The organism is Aerococcus christensenii (genome assembly GCF_001543105.1).
Taxonomy (GTDB): domain Bacteria; phylum Bacillota; class Bacilli; order Lactobacillales; family Aerococcaceae; genus Aerococcus; species Aerococcus christensenii.
Map to the genome: position 1 here is coordinate 288,823 of NZ_CP014159.1, position 17,142 is coordinate 305,964.

General features: G+C 38.6%; 16 protein-coding genes and 1 riboswitch. Of the genes, 1 reads left to right on the top strand and 15 read right to left on the bottom strand.

The features are described from left to right. Window positions 1-265: 265 nt before the first annotated feature. From AWM71_RS01465 to AWM71_RS01490, 6 genes are all read right to left on the bottom strand, one after another. Window positions 266-1,009 (bottom strand): amino acid ABC transporter ATP-binding protein, encoded by a 744-nt coding sequence (locus tag AWM71_RS01465; RefSeq protein WP_060776326.1) that lies wholly within the window; start codon window positions 1,007-1,009, stop codon window positions 266-268. After that, window positions 1,002-2,627 carry an ABC transporter permease subunit gene (locus tag AWM71_RS01470; RefSeq protein ID WP_060776327.1) on the bottom strand — a complete coding sequence of 542 codons (1,626 nt, stop codon included), beginning with the start codon at window positions 2,625-2,627 and terminating at the stop codon, window positions 1,002-1,004. Before AWM71_RS01470 ends, AWM71_RS01465 begins: the two co-directional genes overlap by 8 nt. Before the next feature lie 127 nt (window positions 2,628-2,754). Then, window positions 2,755-2,915: riboswitch (Lysine riboswitch) on the bottom strand. A gap of 92 nt (window positions 2,916-3,007) precedes the next feature. Next, window positions 3,008-3,517: a GNAT family N-acetyltransferase gene (locus AWM71_RS01475; RefSeq protein WP_060776328.1), complete on the bottom strand. Its 510-nt coding sequence runs from the start codon at window positions 3,515-3,517 to the stop codon at window positions 3,008-3,010. 71 nt (window positions 3,518-3,588) lie between these two features. Continuing rightward, window positions 3,589-4,449 (bottom strand): MetQ/NlpA family ABC transporter substrate-binding protein, encoded by an 861-nt coding sequence (locus tag AWM71_RS01480; RefSeq protein WP_060776329.1) that lies wholly within the window; start codon window positions 4,447-4,449, stop codon window positions 3,589-3,591. Between the two features lie 24 nt (window positions 4,450-4,473). Further along, a complete protein-coding gene (locus tag AWM71_RS01485) occupies window positions 4,474-5,151 on the bottom strand; it encodes a methionine ABC transporter permease (RefSeq protein ID WP_060776330.1) in 678 nt (225 codons plus the stop codon). A 1-nt stretch (window position 5,152) separates the two neighbouring features. After that, the gene (locus AWM71_RS01490; RefSeq protein ID WP_197415359.1) at window positions 5,153-6,208 is read right to left on the bottom strand and encodes a methionine ABC transporter ATP-binding protein; all 1,056 of its coding nucleotides are present in this window, start codon (window positions 6,206-6,208) and stop codon (window positions 5,153-5,155) included. A 205-nt stretch (window positions 6,209-6,413) separates the two neighbouring features. Here AWM71_RS01490 and AWM71_RS01495 point away from each other — a divergent pair, with 205 nt between their 5' ends. Further along, window positions 6,414-6,881, top strand: a complete 468-nt coding sequence (locus AWM71_RS01495) for a Dps family protein (RefSeq protein ID WP_060776332.1) — start codon at window positions 6,414-6,416, stop codon at window positions 6,879-6,881. Between the two features lie 69 nt (window positions 6,882-6,950). Here the strand turns inward: AWM71_RS01495 and rplT are convergent, their stop codons facing one another. From rplT to smc, 9 genes are all read right to left on the bottom strand, one after another. Next, on the bottom strand, window positions 6,951-7,310 hold the full coding sequence (rplT, locus tag AWM71_RS01500; RefSeq protein WP_060776333.1) for a 50S ribosomal protein L20: 360 nt from the start codon (window positions 7,308-7,310) through the stop codon (window positions 6,951-6,953). A gap of 47 nt (window positions 7,311-7,357) precedes the next feature. Continuing rightward, the gene (gene rpmI / locus AWM71_RS01505; protein WP_060776334.1) at window positions 7,358-7,555 is read right to left on the bottom strand and encodes a 50S ribosomal protein L35; all 198 of its coding nucleotides are present in this window, start codon (window positions 7,553-7,555) and stop codon (window positions 7,358-7,360) included. Between the two features lie 18 nt (window positions 7,556-7,573). Beyond that, on the bottom strand, window positions 7,574-8,098 hold the full coding sequence (gene infC / locus AWM71_RS01510; protein ID WP_144428613.1) for a translation initiation factor IF-3: 525 nt from the start codon (window positions 8,096-8,098) through the stop codon (window positions 7,574-7,576). 257 nt (window positions 8,099-8,355) lie between these two features. Further along, window positions 8,356-9,609: a peptidoglycan bridge formation glycyltransferase FemA/FemB family protein gene (locus AWM71_RS01515; protein WP_060776336.1), complete on the bottom strand. Its 1,254-nt coding sequence runs from the start codon at window positions 9,607-9,609 to the stop codon at window positions 8,356-8,358. 18 nt (window positions 9,610-9,627) lie between these two features. Then, the gene (ffh, locus tag AWM71_RS01520) at window positions 9,628-11,097 is read right to left on the bottom strand and encodes a signal recognition particle protein (RefSeq protein ID WP_060776337.1); all 1,470 of its coding nucleotides are present in this window, start codon (window positions 11,095-11,097) and stop codon (window positions 9,628-9,630) included. Between the two features lie 20 nt (window positions 11,098-11,117). Further along, the gene (locus AWM71_RS01525; RefSeq protein ID WP_060776338.1) at window positions 11,118-11,465 is read right to left on the bottom strand and encodes a putative DNA-binding protein; all 348 of its coding nucleotides are present in this window, start codon (window positions 11,463-11,465) and stop codon (window positions 11,118-11,120) included. A gap of 157 nt (window positions 11,466-11,622) precedes the next feature. Next, a complete protein-coding gene (ftsY, locus tag AWM71_RS01530; RefSeq protein WP_060776339.1) occupies window positions 11,623-12,648 on the bottom strand; it encodes a signal recognition particle-docking protein FtsY in 1,026 nt (341 codons plus the stop codon). Window positions 12,649-12,650: 2 nt separating this feature from the next. Continuing rightward, entirely contained in the window at window positions 12,651-13,472 is an 822-nt protein-coding gene (locus AWM71_RS01535; RefSeq protein WP_060776340.1) for a Cof-type HAD-IIB family hydrolase, read from the bottom strand. 97 nt (window positions 13,473-13,569) lie between these two features. Continuing rightward, window positions 13,570-17,130 (bottom strand): chromosome segregation protein SMC, encoded by a 3,561-nt coding sequence (smc, locus tag AWM71_RS01540; RefSeq protein WP_060776341.1) that lies wholly within the window; start codon window positions 17,128-17,130, stop codon window positions 13,570-13,572. Window positions 17,131-17,142 lie beyond the last annotated feature (12 nt).

The window sequence follows — 17,142 nt, forward strand, 5'->3', positions numbered from 1 at the left end:
TTTATTTTATAAAAATTACTTAACGATATGACTAAAAAGTAACCCTAGGCTTACTCCTAAAAAAAGTCAAACCACTTACCTGAAGTCTATACCCCATGATAAATAACGTCAATCTCCCTTCATGATTTCCCTAAAAATATCTCTAAAAAGTCTTACTTCCTACTTAAACTCATTTTTTATAAACGCGACTTTCTAAAAAAAGGTTCCAATGCCAACTGACGAGCACTGAAACCTGCTGTTTTCGATGAAGCTTTGCGAACTTTTCCTATTTTTCTGAGAGATATCGCGTCAAGAATTCTTTCGTCCGTTGATGATTTGGATGATTAATGACTTGATCAGGCTCCCCATCTTCGACAATAACTCCCTTATCCATAAAGCAAATTCGAGAAGAAACATCTCGAGCGAAAGCCATTTCGTGAGTAACTACAATCATAGTTAAGCCTTCATGAGCCAATTCTGTCATGGTTTGTAAAACTTCCCCTACCATCTCTGGATCGAGAGCTGAGGTAGGTTCATCAAATAGAAGGATCTCTGGATTCATAGATAAAGCACGCGCAATCGCTACTCTTTGTTGTTGTCCCCCAGATAATTGATCGGGTCTTGCATCACGATAAGGGGCCATACCAACTTTTTCTAAATTTTTCAAAGCAATTTTTTTAGCTTCTTCTTCACTTCGTTTGAGAATCTTCACTTGTCCAATCATACAATTCTTTAAAACATTCATATTTTTAAAGAGATTAAATTGTTGGAAAACCATCCCCACCTTTGCCCGATAGCTATTCTGATCAAAGCCAGGCGTCAGAATAGAACTTCCATGATGGCAAATGTCTCCAGCTGTTGGGGTTTCTAGGAGATTCATACATCTCAAAAGCGTAGATTTCCCAGAACCAGAAGACCCAATAATTGAAATCACTTCGCCAGGAGCCACTGTAAAATCAATGTCCTTTAAAACTAAATTATCTCCAAATTTCTTCTCTAAGTGTTGCACTTCTAAAATTGCATTATTCATGAATGTTCACCTCACTTGTTGATGATTGATACACGGTATAATGATCGCTCCCTGACATTTTCTTTTCAACGAGACGTAACAAGCGGGTCGTTGCAAAAGTTAATACAAAGTAAATCACAGATACGATAAAGAATGTCTGGAAGGTAAGGTAAGTTTTACCAGCTGCGGAACGAGTCACGAAGAATAATTCTGTTACAGCGATAACATTTAACACCGAAGTATCCTTGATATTAATCACAAATTCATTCCCTAAGGCAGGAAGAATACTTCGAATAGCTTGAGGGAGAACAACAAAAATCATAGTTTGAAGATGGCTCATCCCAATCGCTTTAGCAGCTTCACTCTGTCCATTATCCACACTGATAATGCCTCCACGAATAACCTCTGCAAGATAAGCTCCAGTGTTAATGGAAACAATCAGAAAAGCAGCCAACATCGCGGACATATCAATATCTAAAAATAGTTTAGAACCATAGAAAATTAACATCGCTTGAACCATCATTGGGGTCCCACGGAAAATTTCAATATAAGCTACAATCACAAAATCGAATATTCGATAAATTGCTTGAACAATTGCATTTGCTCCATTAATTGGAGTAGAACGATAAATAGCGATCAAAAGTCCGATACAGAAACCGATAAGAGTTGACACCAAAGCAATCACCATGGTGTTCAAAGCACCCTTCATAAATTGTCCTTTGTAAGTTTTCCAAATACCAGCTACTTCTGACCAGAAGCCTTGACTTTCTCCCCGATTATTGAGGGCCACCATTTTGTCCATTAATTGGCTACGATCTTCAGAAGTAAAATTGTTTAAGACTTCATTAATCATAGGAGTTAATGGAGATCCCTTTCTTAAACCAACACAAGTCTCTGTGGATTGTCCCTTAAGATCAAATCCCTTTCCTTTTTCAAAACGAATAATCTGTAAATCAGAGTTAGCAGCAGTTGCAGCAAGTGCGCTCGGTCTTTCAGAAACATAACCATCGATTTTCTTACTTAGAACTGAAGAAATCATCGTTGGGAAAGAATCCATTGCTGTTTGTTTGTCTACACCTTCCATTTGATCAATAAGGCCATAGTGGAAAGTATTTAATTGGGCGGTTATCTTAGCTCCTGGGAAGTCTGCTAAGGAAGTCGCTTTTGCATATTTACTATCCTTACGTGTTACCACACAAATTTCAGAATCATAATAACTTCTCGTAAAGTCGATTTGTTCCAAACGTTGAGGTGTTGGGGACATCCCAGCGATAATAGCATCGATCTTTCCGGATTGTAAAGCAGGTGGAAGACCGTCCCATTCCATCTTTACAACTTCCAATTTTAATCCTAAGGCATCCGCAATACGTTTAGCGGTTTGAACGTCATAACCATTTGCGTATTCACCTTTCGCATTAGCGATTTCAACTGCCCCATCTTCCTTTGACGTTTGAGACCAGTTATAGGGAGCATAGTTAGCTTCCATCCCTACTCTAAAGACTCCTGGCGTTTCTAAGCCCTTATTCAAGGCTTCAGAATCGACGGCTACCTTCCCTCCTTCTATTGCCAAAACACTAGGTGCAGGAATTACTAATGCCATCATCATTAACACGGTGACTAGCCTACGCCATATTCTCATTGCAAAAACCCTCTTTCTTTTCAAAATCTTAGAAATAGAAAAAACCTCTATTTCTGATCGAAAAGAGGTTCACATTGTTTTTATTTAAAATCCTGTCCTTATTATTTATATGGGGGACAGGATTCAAAAACTGGATAGTGCTCCACAAATGTGACAGTCGTATGAATATTCTTCATACGCCCAACCCTTTCATCCGGCGACGAAAGCATTTCGGCGAATTCCCCTTTCCTTATCTTCCTAGCTCCCGCTCAGATAAGTACTGATGGTTTTCGCGCCTCTATCTCGATATGTTTATAATATAAAGTATTTTTGTTTTAAACGCAAGTCTTTTTTTTAACTTTTTTGATAAAAACGCTTTCATTCAATCCATATATCTTTACCTATTCTTTGATGCACTTCTCATAGGCTAGCCGTTCACTGCCGTCTAATAAACATATTTTTCCGCAGTAACGATATTCCTCTTGCTTTAAAATATGTCGCATACGCTGATTATCTGAGTGAGTATCTATCCGCACACTTTTCCTTCCTCCTTGTTTGATTTGTCTCTCAAACTGAGTAAATAACTGCCGACTAAGCCCCTCGCCTTTGACTAAAGGATTCATCACTAAACGATGAACGGCTCCGTATGATTCGTTCGACCAAATCCTATACTTTTCATAAACTTGATCATAGAAAGAAAGTCCATAAAAACCTATCGGCTCATTCCCCCGATAAACAAAATACCCTTCTTCAGCGATTAAAAGCGTTTTGAGACTCGCCTCCAAAGCTGGCCAATCTTGCCATTGATCAATTTCTTCTCGATTCAAATCCTCTCGTGCTTGTAAAAACCAAGTCTTCAATCTCTCAAAATCACTCTTATAAACCGCTGGATGAATCGTCCACTTTTTCATTCTTCCCTCCTTCCCTCTTAAACACAAAAACCGGGTCAACTTTCGCGCCCAGTTTTTGTTTAAGATTCATTCTATTTCTTTTGACGAACGTCTTCAAATTCTTTTAGCGTATCGTCTTTATCTGTCCAAGCTTTTTGATCAGCTCCGCCAGATACTTCTTTGATTTTGGCTTCTGTTTCAGCGCTTTGGTAAGCTTTTACCACTTTCTTGTAAAGCTCTTTATCTTTATTTTCAGCTTTCACAGCAATCACATTTTTGTATTGTGTTCCTAACTTACTTAAATCATCTGTATCTGAAAAAATGCCATCTTTTATCTTCAAACCTGCAGAAACTGCATAATTGGTATTGGCCACTACTGCATCTGCATCTTTCAATTTACTTGGGACTTGAGCAGCATCAACCTCTACAATTTTAAGATTTTTAGAATTTTCAGTAATATTTTGAACAGTTGGTGTTATCCCTGCTTCTTTATCTAATTTCAAAAGACCTGCTTGTTGTAAAAGTAAAAGCGCACGCCCACCATTTGTAGGATCATTAGGAATCACGACTGTTGCTCCATCTTTAAGGTCTTTAAGATCTTTTACTTTTTCAGAATAGGCGATCATAGCAGAAATATAGGTGTAACCAATTGGCACTAAATCTTTTTTATTCTTCTGGTCATAGTCATTCAAAAAAGCCACATGTTGAAAAGCATTCATATCAATTTCATTTTCAGCAACCGCCGCATTCGGTTGAACATAATCTGAAAAAAGTTTAACTTTAAGATCGATACCATCGTCTTTCAACTTTTTAGAAACATCGTTCCAAACTTTTTCTTCATTTTCCCCAGCTACTCCCACAGTCACTCGATTAGCTTTATCTGTTTTGTTGCCACATCCTGCAATGGTTAATACTGATAAGGCACTGACTAATAACACCTGCCATTTCTTCATTTGCTTCCCTCTTTCCTAATATTTCTAATGTTCGTAATGTTTAACGAGTCTATCAGCAATTGCTTGGCTAATAAACACAATAATCAAAATAATTAAAGTGGCTACAATCGTTATATCGTTTTGATAACGTTGATATCCTCTTGTAATCGCTAAATTACCAAGACCGCCTCCGCCAACAACACCAGCCATAGCTGTCAAGCTGATCACATTGATCACAGTTAGAGCAGATGTCCGAATAAGACCTGGTATCGCTTCTTTCAGATAAACTCTAATCACAATATCTCGAATAGAGCAGCCCATAGCTTGAGCGGCTTCAATAATCCCTTCATCAATTTCTAATAAGGCATTTTGAACTTGTCTCGCATAGAAGGGAATCGTTCCTACAATCAGCGGCACAAGAGAACCTGTTGTCCCAATAGAAGTTCCTACAATCAAGCGTGTAAATCCACCAAGCAAGGCGATCAAAATAACAAAAGGAATCGATCGACCGATATTAACGATCTTATCCAATATAGAATAAACCGCCCGATTTTCTTTTAAACCGCCTGGCATGTATAAGACCAACAAGACCCCTATAAGTATTCCAATAGCAAAACCTATCACGCAAGTAACAATCGTCATATACAAAGTTTCTAGGGTTGCTTTTAACATTTGATCTTGAATCGCTAACACATTAGGCATGATCGTTTTAAAAAAAGCCATTCTACTCTACCCCCTTTTTAGAAAAATCAATCGTATATTCTCGACATTTCACGCCATTATCCTGCATATATTGGAAAGCAGATCGAAGTTGTTCTTCCGTTCCATTTAAAGAAATTAACATGGTGCCTACAGGTGTCTGTTGTAAAATTTCCACATTTGCAAATAGAATATTAGCTGGCAATTGGAAACGTTGAGCAAGGGAAGCAATGAGAGGTTCCCCTGTACTTTCTCCTGTAAAATCAATGCGAATGACCCGATCATCTGGCTGAATATTTAAAAGATCTGGATTTTCTAAAATATTTTCGATTCCTTTTTCTGTTGGGCTAGCCGAACGAATAAAGTCTCTTGTGAGTGCTTCTTTAGGTTGACGGAAAATATCTAAGATGCTTCCTTCTTCAATTACTTTCCCGGACTGCATAACTGCTACCCGATCACAAATTTGTTTGATAACACTCATTTCATGGGTAATAATAACAATCGTAATCCCCATTTCTTTATTCACACGTTTTAATAATTCCAAAATTTGTCCTGTGGTCTTAGGGTCCAAAGCAGAAGTTGCTTCATCACATAAGAGAACATGAGGATCGTTTGCAAGTGCTCTAGCAATAGCGACTCTTTGCTTTTGGCCACCCGATAATTGAGAAGGATAAGCCTGACCTCTGTCACCTAAGCCTACTAAGTCCAACAATCGCTTGACCTTTTCATCAATTTCTTCTTGACTTAATCCAGACTCCTTCAAAGGAAAAGCAACATTTCCTGCCACAGTTCTTGCATTCATCAAGTTAAAATGCTGGAAAATCATTCCTATTTTCTTACGCGCTTCTCTTAAATCACGAGAATTTAATTCGGCTATATTTTCACCATTGACAATGACTTGCCCACTACTTGGTTTTTGTAGGCAGTTAATGGTACGTACTAATGTACTTTTACCCGCTCCAGAATAACCAATGACTCCAAAAATTTCTCCGTTATTTACGGTTAAAGAGACATTATCGACAGCTTTTAAATGACCATCTGGCGTATCAAAGGAAACGGAGACGTTGTTTAATTTAATCAAATGAACGTCATCCTTTCTACATCTCATTTATTTGTTTTTTTATTCTATCATCTTTTCCGACCTTATGACGAATCAAGTTTTTATTAAGTTTGATCGCTTTAATTGATCAGTCTTCCTTAAAAGCAGATTCTTTTACTTTTTTTCTTGTCTACTTTATAATTATTCTAAAGTAGAAATTAAAAATTGCTTTTGAAGGAGGAATTTTATGTCTTACACTAAAACTAAAATTGCGCTTAATCAACTCGTCGCAGATCTTGTACAGGGCCACACAGTCCTTCATCAAATTCACTGGTATATGCGCGGAGAAGGCTTCTTATTTTATCATCCTAAATTAGATAAATATATGGATATTCTCAGCGAACAACTCGATACCGTTTCTGAGCGATTAATCACCATTGATGGCTCCCCTTACTCTACACTTAAAGAATTTGCTGAACATACCAAAATTGAAGATCGTTCCGGTCAATGGAATACCAGCATTTCTGAAGACATGCACCGAGTTTCCACAGTTATTCGTCAATTAGTTGAAGACTATCAACAAGGCGTTGATGCCGCCAGTGAAGAAGGCGACGCGGCCAGTGAAGACGTCTGCACAGGCTACTTACGTGACTTACAAAAAGTCCTTTGGATGCTCCAAGCAGAGATAGGAAAAGCTCCAGAAATTGAGCGTTAAGATTTTTCTTATCAAAACCTCAAAAAAAGAGTCACTCCTTATTAAGCGAGTGACTCTTTTTGGTTTTAACTATTTTCCAAGAACTTGTTTCGCTTGGTCACAAATTGTTGCAAAAGCTTCTGGATCGTTGATCGCAATATCAGCTAACATTTTACGGTTAATATCAATATTGGCTTGATGTAAACCATTCATTAAACGGCTGTAGCTCAATCCGTTCACACGAGCTGCAGCATTGATACGTGTGATCCATAAACGACGGAAGTCACGTTTTCTCTTCCGACGATCACGGAAAGCATACATATAAGATTTCATAACGGCTTCTTTAGCCATCTTATAGTTTGTTGATTTTGCTCCAAAATAACCTTTTGCTAATTTTAAATATTTTTTACGACGACGACGAGTCACCGTACCACCTTTAACACGTGCCATATTATTCCTCCTTGAGTCTTTCTAAGATCTGTTCTATAAAGCTTCTCTTAATAAGCTTCTAACATTTGTTTGATACGTTTCATATCTGTTGAATGTACCAAAGTTGCTTGTTTGTGCTGACGACGTTGTTTCTTAGTCTTTCCATGGAAACGGTGAGAACGTTCTGAATGGCTACGTTTTAATTCGCCAGAAGCAGTCCGTTTGAAACGTTTAACTGACGCACGATGTGTTTTTTGTTTTGGCATATTTAAATCCTCCTGAAATTAATCTTCTTTTGGTGCTAACTGTAATTGCATGGAACGACCTTCCATTTTAGGTTTCTGTTCCACTACGGCAACATCAGCTAATTCTCCAGAAAAGCGATCAAGCACTTCCTGGCCAAGATCTTTATGAGTAATAGCACGGCCTCTAAAACGAATAGAAACCTTCACCTTATTATGCTTTTCAATGAATTTTCTTCCTTGACGTAATTTGGTTTGGAAGTCATTTTCATCAATAGTAGGACTCAAGCGAATTTCTTTCACTTGAATAATCTTTTGATTTCGACGTTGTTCGCGTGCTTTACGTTGTTGTTGATAACGATATTTACCATAATCCATAATGCGGGCTACTGGAGGATTAGCATTTGGTGAAACCATAACTAAATCCAAACCTTCTTCTTCCGCTTTACTTAAGGCGTCTCGTTTACTAATAACCCCGAGTTGTCCGCCATTGGAATCAATCACACGCAACTCTTTAGCGCGAATTTCTTCATTGATAAATAATTCGTTGTTCTTATTTTTAGCGATACCTATTCACCTCCAAAATTGACTATACTAACAATATTTGTGAGAGGTCTGCATAGAAAAAGGCGACGGAATAAGCATCCCCGTCGCCTTCACACATTCTTGTGCTTTTGTATCTATCAGCCCGAGGACTTCTTTGTCAACTCAGGCGAGAAACGGGTGTTTCTGCTTCTTTTCTCAACTTTTTTATTGTACTCTCTTTTTCTATCTTTGTCAAAGACTTTTTTATTTCTTATACTAAGAATTTTTATCAATCTTTTTTAGTTATCATACCGTCCTAACAATCGTTTCACTTTTTCATAAACTTTGAGGAAGGTCGGATGCGGAGACCAAGTAAAGGTACCCATTGTTCGTTCAGCATACCCATTAAAAGAAACTTTAAAACGAAAGAGGCCATTATTTTCATCAAACGGCTCACTAATTCCTAGAAAATTATAAACAGGAATCTTCTTATCCAAAGCCAATCGAATCGTTTGATCTTGAATAAGGTGAGGAGCATTAATCAAGGAATACTCTTCATTAGACCCTGAATAAAGATAGGTTAATTCGTAAGGACTAATAATAAAGAGTGCCACTGCCAACACTGTTTTTTCTTCTGTGGCTTGATCAATCCATTCCTTAGCATCTACCAAACGTTTGCCCTGTGCTTCATATTGCGAAAGGATTTCGCGATGTTGATTATTTTTCTTCCGACTATTTGGATTAAGGGCTAAGTCTGCTTCTAGAGCATCTAATTCTTCTTTGAGTACTTGCCGACGATTTTGGAGTTTTTCTTGATAGGCTTTAAAATCAATCTCAGCCAAAATAAATTGCGCTCTGTCCCCCATCGTCTGATAAACCTGTTCAAAATAAATATACTCTTTAGGCGAAATTCCTAAACGGTGGCAAGTTTTTTCATAACAAGCATAAAATCTAGGCATTTCCTCTAAACCCGTAATTTCACGAACAACTGTTGGATAATGATGGGCTTGCTTTAAAGATTGTTGTGCCCCTTTGAGATAAGATTTCTCTGGTTTTGAAGGATCCACACCCTTCAAATATTTTTTATAATTCCAATCAAAACCTGCAAATTCTGGACGAAGATCTAGTTTATGATAGCTATATCCTGCTTTTTGGAAAATCTCAATCAAAGATTCATTTTGAAATTTAGGATTTTCTCCACGAACATCTGTGACTACATAAGGCACATCAGGTTTAATCAACAAAGAAATGCCCCCATTATTTTTCACATAAGTCTGCAAGGCTTTTAAAAAGGCACTAACGGTCTCTGAATTCTCAGCAGATGAAGGTAACCACCCTTCTATTTCATAAGCTTTTCCTACACGAGTAGGAAGAGCTGCTAATAAGGCTGCTTCAAGGACTTGATGGTGATCATCTTCTAAGCCTACAAAATGAATTTTGCGACCACGTTTTTCCTTCAAATGTGCCATATCTATTGATTGTAAGTGATTACTCTTGCCTAATTTTTTAATCCATTGATCAAAATCTTCTGATGATAATTCAACAAATTTCATGTCTTCTACCTTCTCACCTTAATGTTTCTTCCCACTATGTCGACGTTTTTTATTCAATTGCCGTGCCATTTTCTTAGCAGCGAGTTCTTGGACCCGGTTCTTCTTTCGACGTCCGCCATCCATTCTACCAAATCCTCCCATGCCACCACCTGGCATACCACCCATTAATCCGCTGAGGGCACTCATGTCTCCATTGGTCATAGCAGACATCATTGTGCGCGTCTGATTGAATTGTTTGATCAATTGGTTGACTTGAATCAAAGTCGTTGCAGATCCTTTGGCAATACGTCTTCTTCGACTTTGATTAATGGCATCTGGGTTTTGCCGTTCTTCTTCTGTCATGGATTGAATGATCGCCTTAGTTCGTACCATATCTTTAGGATCAATATTCATTTTGTCAATGGGTAACATCTTATTCAAGCCAGGAATCATCTTCAAAATACTTTCAAAAGAACCTAACTTATTGACTTGATTCATCTGCTTCAAGAAGTCATTGAAGTCATAGGTATTGGCTTTCATTTTTTCAGCCATAGCCGCTGCTTCTTCCTCATCGAATTCTTTTTGAGCCTTTTCGATGAGAGTCATCATATCTCCCATTCCCAAAATTCGATTGGACATCCGGTCTGGATAGAATGTTTCAAGTTCAGTTAACTTTTCCCCCATCCCAGCAAATTTGATAGGTTTTCCTGTTATCGAGGCGATTGACAAGGCTGCTCCACCGCGAGTATCCCCATCTAATTTCGTCAAAACAACTCCTGTCACATCGATAGTTTCATTGAAAGTCTTGGCAACATTCGCTGCTTCTTGCCCTGTCATGGCATCAATCGTCAGAAGAATTTCATCTGGATGTACTGCTTCTTGAATATTTTTAAGTTCTTCCATCAAGGTTTGATCGATTTGTAGTCGCCCTGCGGTATCAATAAATACCGTATCATACCCCTTCTCTTCTGCATAAAGGAGTGCTTTTTTAGCGATTTCAACCGGGCTCACTTGGTTCCCTAATTGAAAGACAGGTACGTCTAATTGCTTCCCGATTGTTTCTAATTGATCAATTGCAGCCGGGCGATAGACATCCCCTGCAACAAGAAGAGGACGCCGATGATCTTCTTGTCGAAGATGGTTAGCTAATTTCCCAACTGTTGTCGTTTTACCTGCCCCTTGTAACCCAGCCATCATAATAACAGTTGGCCCTTCCTTAGCATATTGGATACCGACTTGTTCTCCCCCTAAAAGAGCAGTCAGTTCTTCATCCACAATTTTTATAATTTGTTGAGCAGGACTCAAAGATGCTAATACTTCACTATTTAAAGCTTTTTCTTGAACTTTTCGGACAAAATTTTTCACAACTTTGAAGTTCACGTCCGCTTCTAAAAGCGCTAGGCGAACTTCCCGCATCATTTCCTTCAAGTCACCTTCTGAAATTTTTCCTTTTTTTCCTACTTTTTCAACCGCTCCTTGTAAACGATCGGATAAACTTTCAAATGCCATGATTTTCCCTCTTCTATCTATTAATCTTTACTATCCTCAATGAGCAATAATTCTGTAAGTGTCTTTTTCAAATAAGTATCTGTTGGATATTGGGTATCAAAATAGCGAAGTAACTCTTCTCCCCGTTCATTTCTTAACTGATAATATTTTTTCAAATGTAAAATCTTTTCATAATGTTTTAAAATTTTTTCTGTTCGTCGAATATTATCATAAACAGCTTGCCGACTTACTTGACTATATTCCGCTATTTCTCCCAAAGAATAATCATCTCGATAATACATCTCGATATATTCTCTTTGTTTAGGCGTGAGGAGATCTCCATAAAAATCAAACAGTTGATTCACTTCATTGGTCTTACTAATTTCCACAAGATTCCTCCTTTGGGAATAGATACTTTCAACCCTTAAGAATACCGAAGGGACTAAAGAAAGTCAATGTATCCTCCATCTCTTCTAAAAAAGCCTCATTTCTGATGAACTACTCTTCAGGAAGAATGACGTCCAACATAGAAACAAGGTCCTTTCCTTAGTCTTTCACTTCAACCACTGATCGAACTAATTGATAAATGAAATTTTCAGCGCTGAAAATTTGTAAATCATCCATAGCTTCTCCAAGTCCAATTAACTTCACGGGAAGATCTAATTCATAACGAATAGCAAAAATAACCCCACCTTTAGCCGTTCCATCTAACTTCGTCAGAACTAATCCTGTTAAATCTACTGTTTTATGGAATTCTTTGGCTTGAACGAGCGCATTTTGTCCAGTTGTCGCATCTAAAACCAACAAAGTCTCGTGAGGGGCAGAAGGGATTTCTCTTTTGATTACTCGATTCATTTTTTCTAATTCATTCATCAAGTTGACCTTGTTTTGCAATCGACCGGCCGTATCAATGAGCAAGTAATCGTATCCTTCAGTTTGGGCTTTTTTCATCGCATCATAGACTACGGCTGAAGGATCTCCATTTTCTTTGCCGATCACCACTGGAACATCTAAGCGTTCTCCCCATTTCATCAATTGTTCAACAGCGCCTGCCCGAAAAGTATCGCCCGCAGCGAGAAGGACTTTCTTACCTTGGCTGGCATAGCGATAAGCCATTTTAGCAATCGTTGTTGTTTTCCCTACACCGTTGACGCCAACAAAGAGATAAACCGTTGGGCCTTCTTCATTTTCTTGAAGAACAACCTTTCCTTCTTCTCCCTTATCATAGATTCGAATGAGTTCTTCAATAACTGTTTGCTTGACTTCTTCTCCTTGGGTAATGCCTTTTCTTTGGATAGCTTCTCTGACAGCATCTGACAAGGCTAAAGTCATATCAAAACCCACATCGCTTGTTATCAAAGTTTCCTCTAAATCATCAAAGAAATCTTCATCCACTTCACGAAATCCTGCAAACAAATCATTCATTTTTTGAGAAAAAGTTTTACGAGTTTTTTCAACCCCCTTATCGTATTTCTCAAAAATAATTTTCTCTTCTTCACTCGATTTCGTTTGATGGGTTAAAGCGGGATCTTCTCCTGTAAACGCTTGTTTAATTCGATCAAATAAGCCCATTTTTATTTCTCCTTTTTGTCCAATATAAAACGATGAATAGCGTGAGCCACACCGTCTTCCCCATTACTCTTTGTCACATAAGTCGCATGGGCCTTCACTTCATCACTAGCATTAGCCATAGCGACTCCTGTTCCTGCCCACTCTAACATTGCAAGGTCATTTTGTTCATCCCCAATAGCCATCACTTCTGCTGCTTGAATTCCTAAATATTGACTCAGAGCTTCTAGTCCGGTTCCCTTATCAATTCCCTTAGGCATCACTTCCAATTGGTAAGGATGCGACTGCATCACAGAATAAGTTTGACTTAACCAAGCAGGCAAGTTCTTGATTTGACTTTGAAGATGTTCTTCTTCTGTATTAACAACAATTTTATAAAAATGATAGTCTTCCTGTAAATCATCCGACTGGTAAGAATAGAAAGGCATATAAGTCGTCAATTGATCATAGGTGCCTGGCCAGTCCTTAGGATAATGCATACGATAAGCGGCATCGATGCCCACCGCATCCACAGGTAAGTCTAACTCTTGCATAACCGCTTCGATCTTTTTCAAATCTTCTCTTTTCATGATTGTTTCAGAAATCACTTCTCGAGATTGATTTCTTAATACCAAACCGCCATTATAGGTAATACTATAATGATCAGAGCTATTCATTTGACATTGATCCAAGACAAATTGAATGCCTTCAATAGGGCGTCCTGTACAGATAACCACTTCCACTCCGGAGTGAATAGCTTGTTGTATGCTTTGACTATTCGCTTCACTAATCGTTTTATCGTCCCTTAAAAGGGTACCATCTAAATCAATCGCTATTAATTTTATCATAGACTCTTTCAAGCTCCTTCTTTGGCTTATTTTTGCTAGGCTTTATTATACCATGTCCTCCGTTTGATAAAGGCAAAGGTGCCGCGTAAACTTTCATTTAGTCTGTTAGATCGGCAACATCCTCTAATCGTACAGAGGCTAATTTAGATACCCCCCGTTCTTGCATCGTCACCCCATAAAGAATATTGGCGGATTGCATGGTTCCTTTTCTGTGTGAAATCACGATAAACTGTGTTTTCTCTGAAAAGTCTTGCAAATACTTGCCATAACGAGCCACATTATTATCATCCAAAGCAGCTTCTACTTCATCCAGAATCGAAAATGGAACAGTTTTGACATCTAAGATCGCAAACAAAAGCGCTATCGCCGTTAAAGCACGCTCCCCACCAGATAGCAAGCTTAATAATTGGAGACGTTTGCCTGGCGGTTGGGCCATAATCTCAATTCCTGTATGTAAAAGATCTCCTTCATCAGTTAAACGTAAGCTTGCTTTTCCTCCTCCAAATAGAGCAGGGAAAATCCGTTCAAAGGCCTGTTGAATAGCTCCAAAAGTTTCTTTAAAGCGTTCTGAAACTTCTGTATCCATCTCCTCTATCGTTTGGTATAAATTATTCATGGCCTCTAAGATGTCATCCCGTTGTTTGATCATAAATTCGTATCTTGTATGAACTTCTTCATATTCTTCAATCGAAGCAAGATTCACAGGACCTAATTGGTCAATTTGACGTTTGAGTAAACGAACTCTATTCGAGGCTTCTTCAACAGAAATTTTTAAATCACTCACTTCTCTCGCTCGCTCATACGTTAGCCCGTACTCTTCACGCAACTGCTCTAAGTGATTGTCAATGGCAACTTCATACCGACCGGCAGAAGCTTCCAATTTGGCCAATTTTTGCAAGAGAGATTGGAGCCCTTGATTGAGTTCTTTGTAAGCCTCATCATGTTCAGCTTGTTGATTTTGCATGACCCGCCGTTCAGATTTAGCGGTATGCAATTGTTTTTCTAATTGCTTTTTCTCATCCAACAAAGCTTGATAAGTCGTCTCAAGTTGAGAGAGGGAACTCTCTTCTTCCCCACTATGACTCTCCAACTCTTCAAGATAGTTTTCTAAATGAGTAATTTCTTCTTGACTAGAGGCTAGCTGCTGATCTTTTTCGCAATAAGCGATACGAGTTTGTTTAAGTTGTTCCTTTAAGACTGCCAAAGTCGTGCTAATTTCTTGATAATCTTTTTGAATTTGTGCTTCTTGAAGGGATTTTTCTTCTTCAGACATCCGCTGATGATCCATTTGCTGTTTGAGGGTGGTTAAGTGATGCGTTAAGTCTTCCAGAGAATCTTGCTTAGCTTGCAAGTCTTGTTGACTATCTTCCCTATCTTGAGAAAGAACAGTCTCATCATACTCTCCCGCTTGCAACTCTTTAATCACTTCTTGCAAGCGCTCATTGAGGGACTCTTCTTTTTCTTTAAGCCGCCGCTCTTCAAAGCGACTTTCATCGCCTTCTTTTTGTAAGGTCAAAAGCTCTTCTTGTAGAGCTTTTAAGTGAGAAGTAGCAGCTTCAAGCTGGTCTTCTTCTTCATGAAGGGACTGCGTTAACTGGTCAATAGAAGCTTGAAGTTGGCGCAGTTGATTTTTTCGAGAGAGCAGTCCCCCTTGCTTTTGCTTCGTAGCTCCCCCAGTAAGTGATCCCCCCGCATTAACTACATCTCCCGCAAGAGTAACCACCCGATAGCGGTAATGAATTTTTTTAGCAATTTGTCGCGCATATGTGAGATCCTGTGCCACCAAGATTTGTCCCATCAGATTCTCCATAATCGTCTTATACAAGGACTGGTAAGACACTAAATCGACTAATACGCCTAAGAAGCCATGCTCTTTGACCAGTTGAAGTTTTTGATCTCGAGGAATAGATCGACTTTTAATCGTATCTAAAGGTAGGAAGGTGGCTCGCCCTGCCTTTTTCTCTCGTAGACGTTTAATGATAGCTTGAGCCGAAGCGCCACTATCCGTCACAATATTTTGCATGGCTCCCCCTAAAGCGACTTCACAAGCAAGTGCATACTCTTCTGGAACTTCTAAGAGTTGAGCAACGGCTCCATGCATCCCTGAGAATTGTGCTTTCATAGCCAGCGCATTCTTGACCCCAAAATAAAAACCATCATGATGATCTGCTAAGGCTTGTAAGCTATCTTTTTGGGCTTTTTTCTGCAAAAGAGCAGTCGTCGTTTGCTGATAGCCAGCCTTTAGTTTCTCCACTTGCTTCTTTTTTTCAGTGAATGCTTGGGCTTTTTCTTGATAAGTTTTTACCAAAGAACGGACATGGTCGCTCGCTTCTTGCCAAGCTTTTTGATGAGCATTAACTTGATCCGCAAACGCCTTCTTCTGAGCTTCTTGCTCTTCTTTCCGCTTTTGAAGCCGCAAATTCTGCTGCTCATATTGGTCAAGATCTTTTTGTATTTGTTGAATCTGATTTTTTAAATCAGATTCTCTTTGTAGAAGGCTGATATAGTCATTTCGCAAGCTTTCTAAGTCTATCCCCTCTTCTTGCTTAATCTGCTGAAGGGATTCCTTCATGCGATCATAGAGGGCCTGCTTAGCTTCGACTTCCTCTTGTTGTTTTCTTTCCTTTGCTTGAAGGGCGTTAGCTTCATCCTTTTGTTGATCCAATCTCGTCTTCAACTGTTCCAAAGTTTGCTGCTGACTTTGTTGGTTAAGGAATTGATATTCTTTTTTTTGATTGGCTATTTGGATACGACTAGATGCTTTTTCTGCTTTTTGAACGACTTGAACGTAAGCTGCATTTAACTGATTAACTTTCATTTCGCTCTGGTCCAATTGAACTTGATCGTCGGCTAATTGCTCTTGTAAGTGCTCAAAAGCTTGACGTTTTTCTTCATGTTCTTTTTGATAAGCTTCTAAGTCTTTTTTAGTCAGTTGCCATTTTTCATTTAAAGTTTCAATTTGAACAGCTGTTAAAGCAATTTCAATTTCACTTAATTCCTTCTTCTTGATTTGATAACTCTCAGCAGCTTCTTTCTGAAGGCGAAGAGGCTCTAGACGTCCTTCAATTTCATGGACAATATCTTTTATCCGATTCAAATTTTCATGAGCTTTGAGAAGCTTGCGTTCAGCTTCTTGCTTACGCGATTTATATTTCATCACACCTGCAGCTTCTTCAAAAATTGCCCGTCTCTCTTCAGGCTTTTGAGAGAAAATCTCTTCTACTTTTCCTTGAGAAATAATAGAAAAAGATTCTTTACCAACTCCGGTGTCCATCATTAACTGCGTAATATCTTTTAGCCGACAAGCTTTCTCATTAATTTGATAAAGACTTTCACCGTTCCGGGTATAACGACGACTAATGCTGACTTGGTCGACCTCTGGCATCAAGATATGATTCTTATTATCAAAAATCAAAGAAACTTGCGCATACTGAGATTGACGCCTTTGGGAAGAACCGGCAAACACAACATCATCCATTCGTTTCCCACGTAAAGATTTTGCAGACTGTTCACCTAATACCCACTTAATCGCTTCTATAATATTCGATTTTCCAGATCCATTCGGTCCAATAATTGCAGTAAAGCCTTTATCCAATTCAATTCTTGTTTTATCTGCAAAGCTCTTAAAGCCTACCATTTCAATTGCTTTTAAATACACAAGACACTTCTC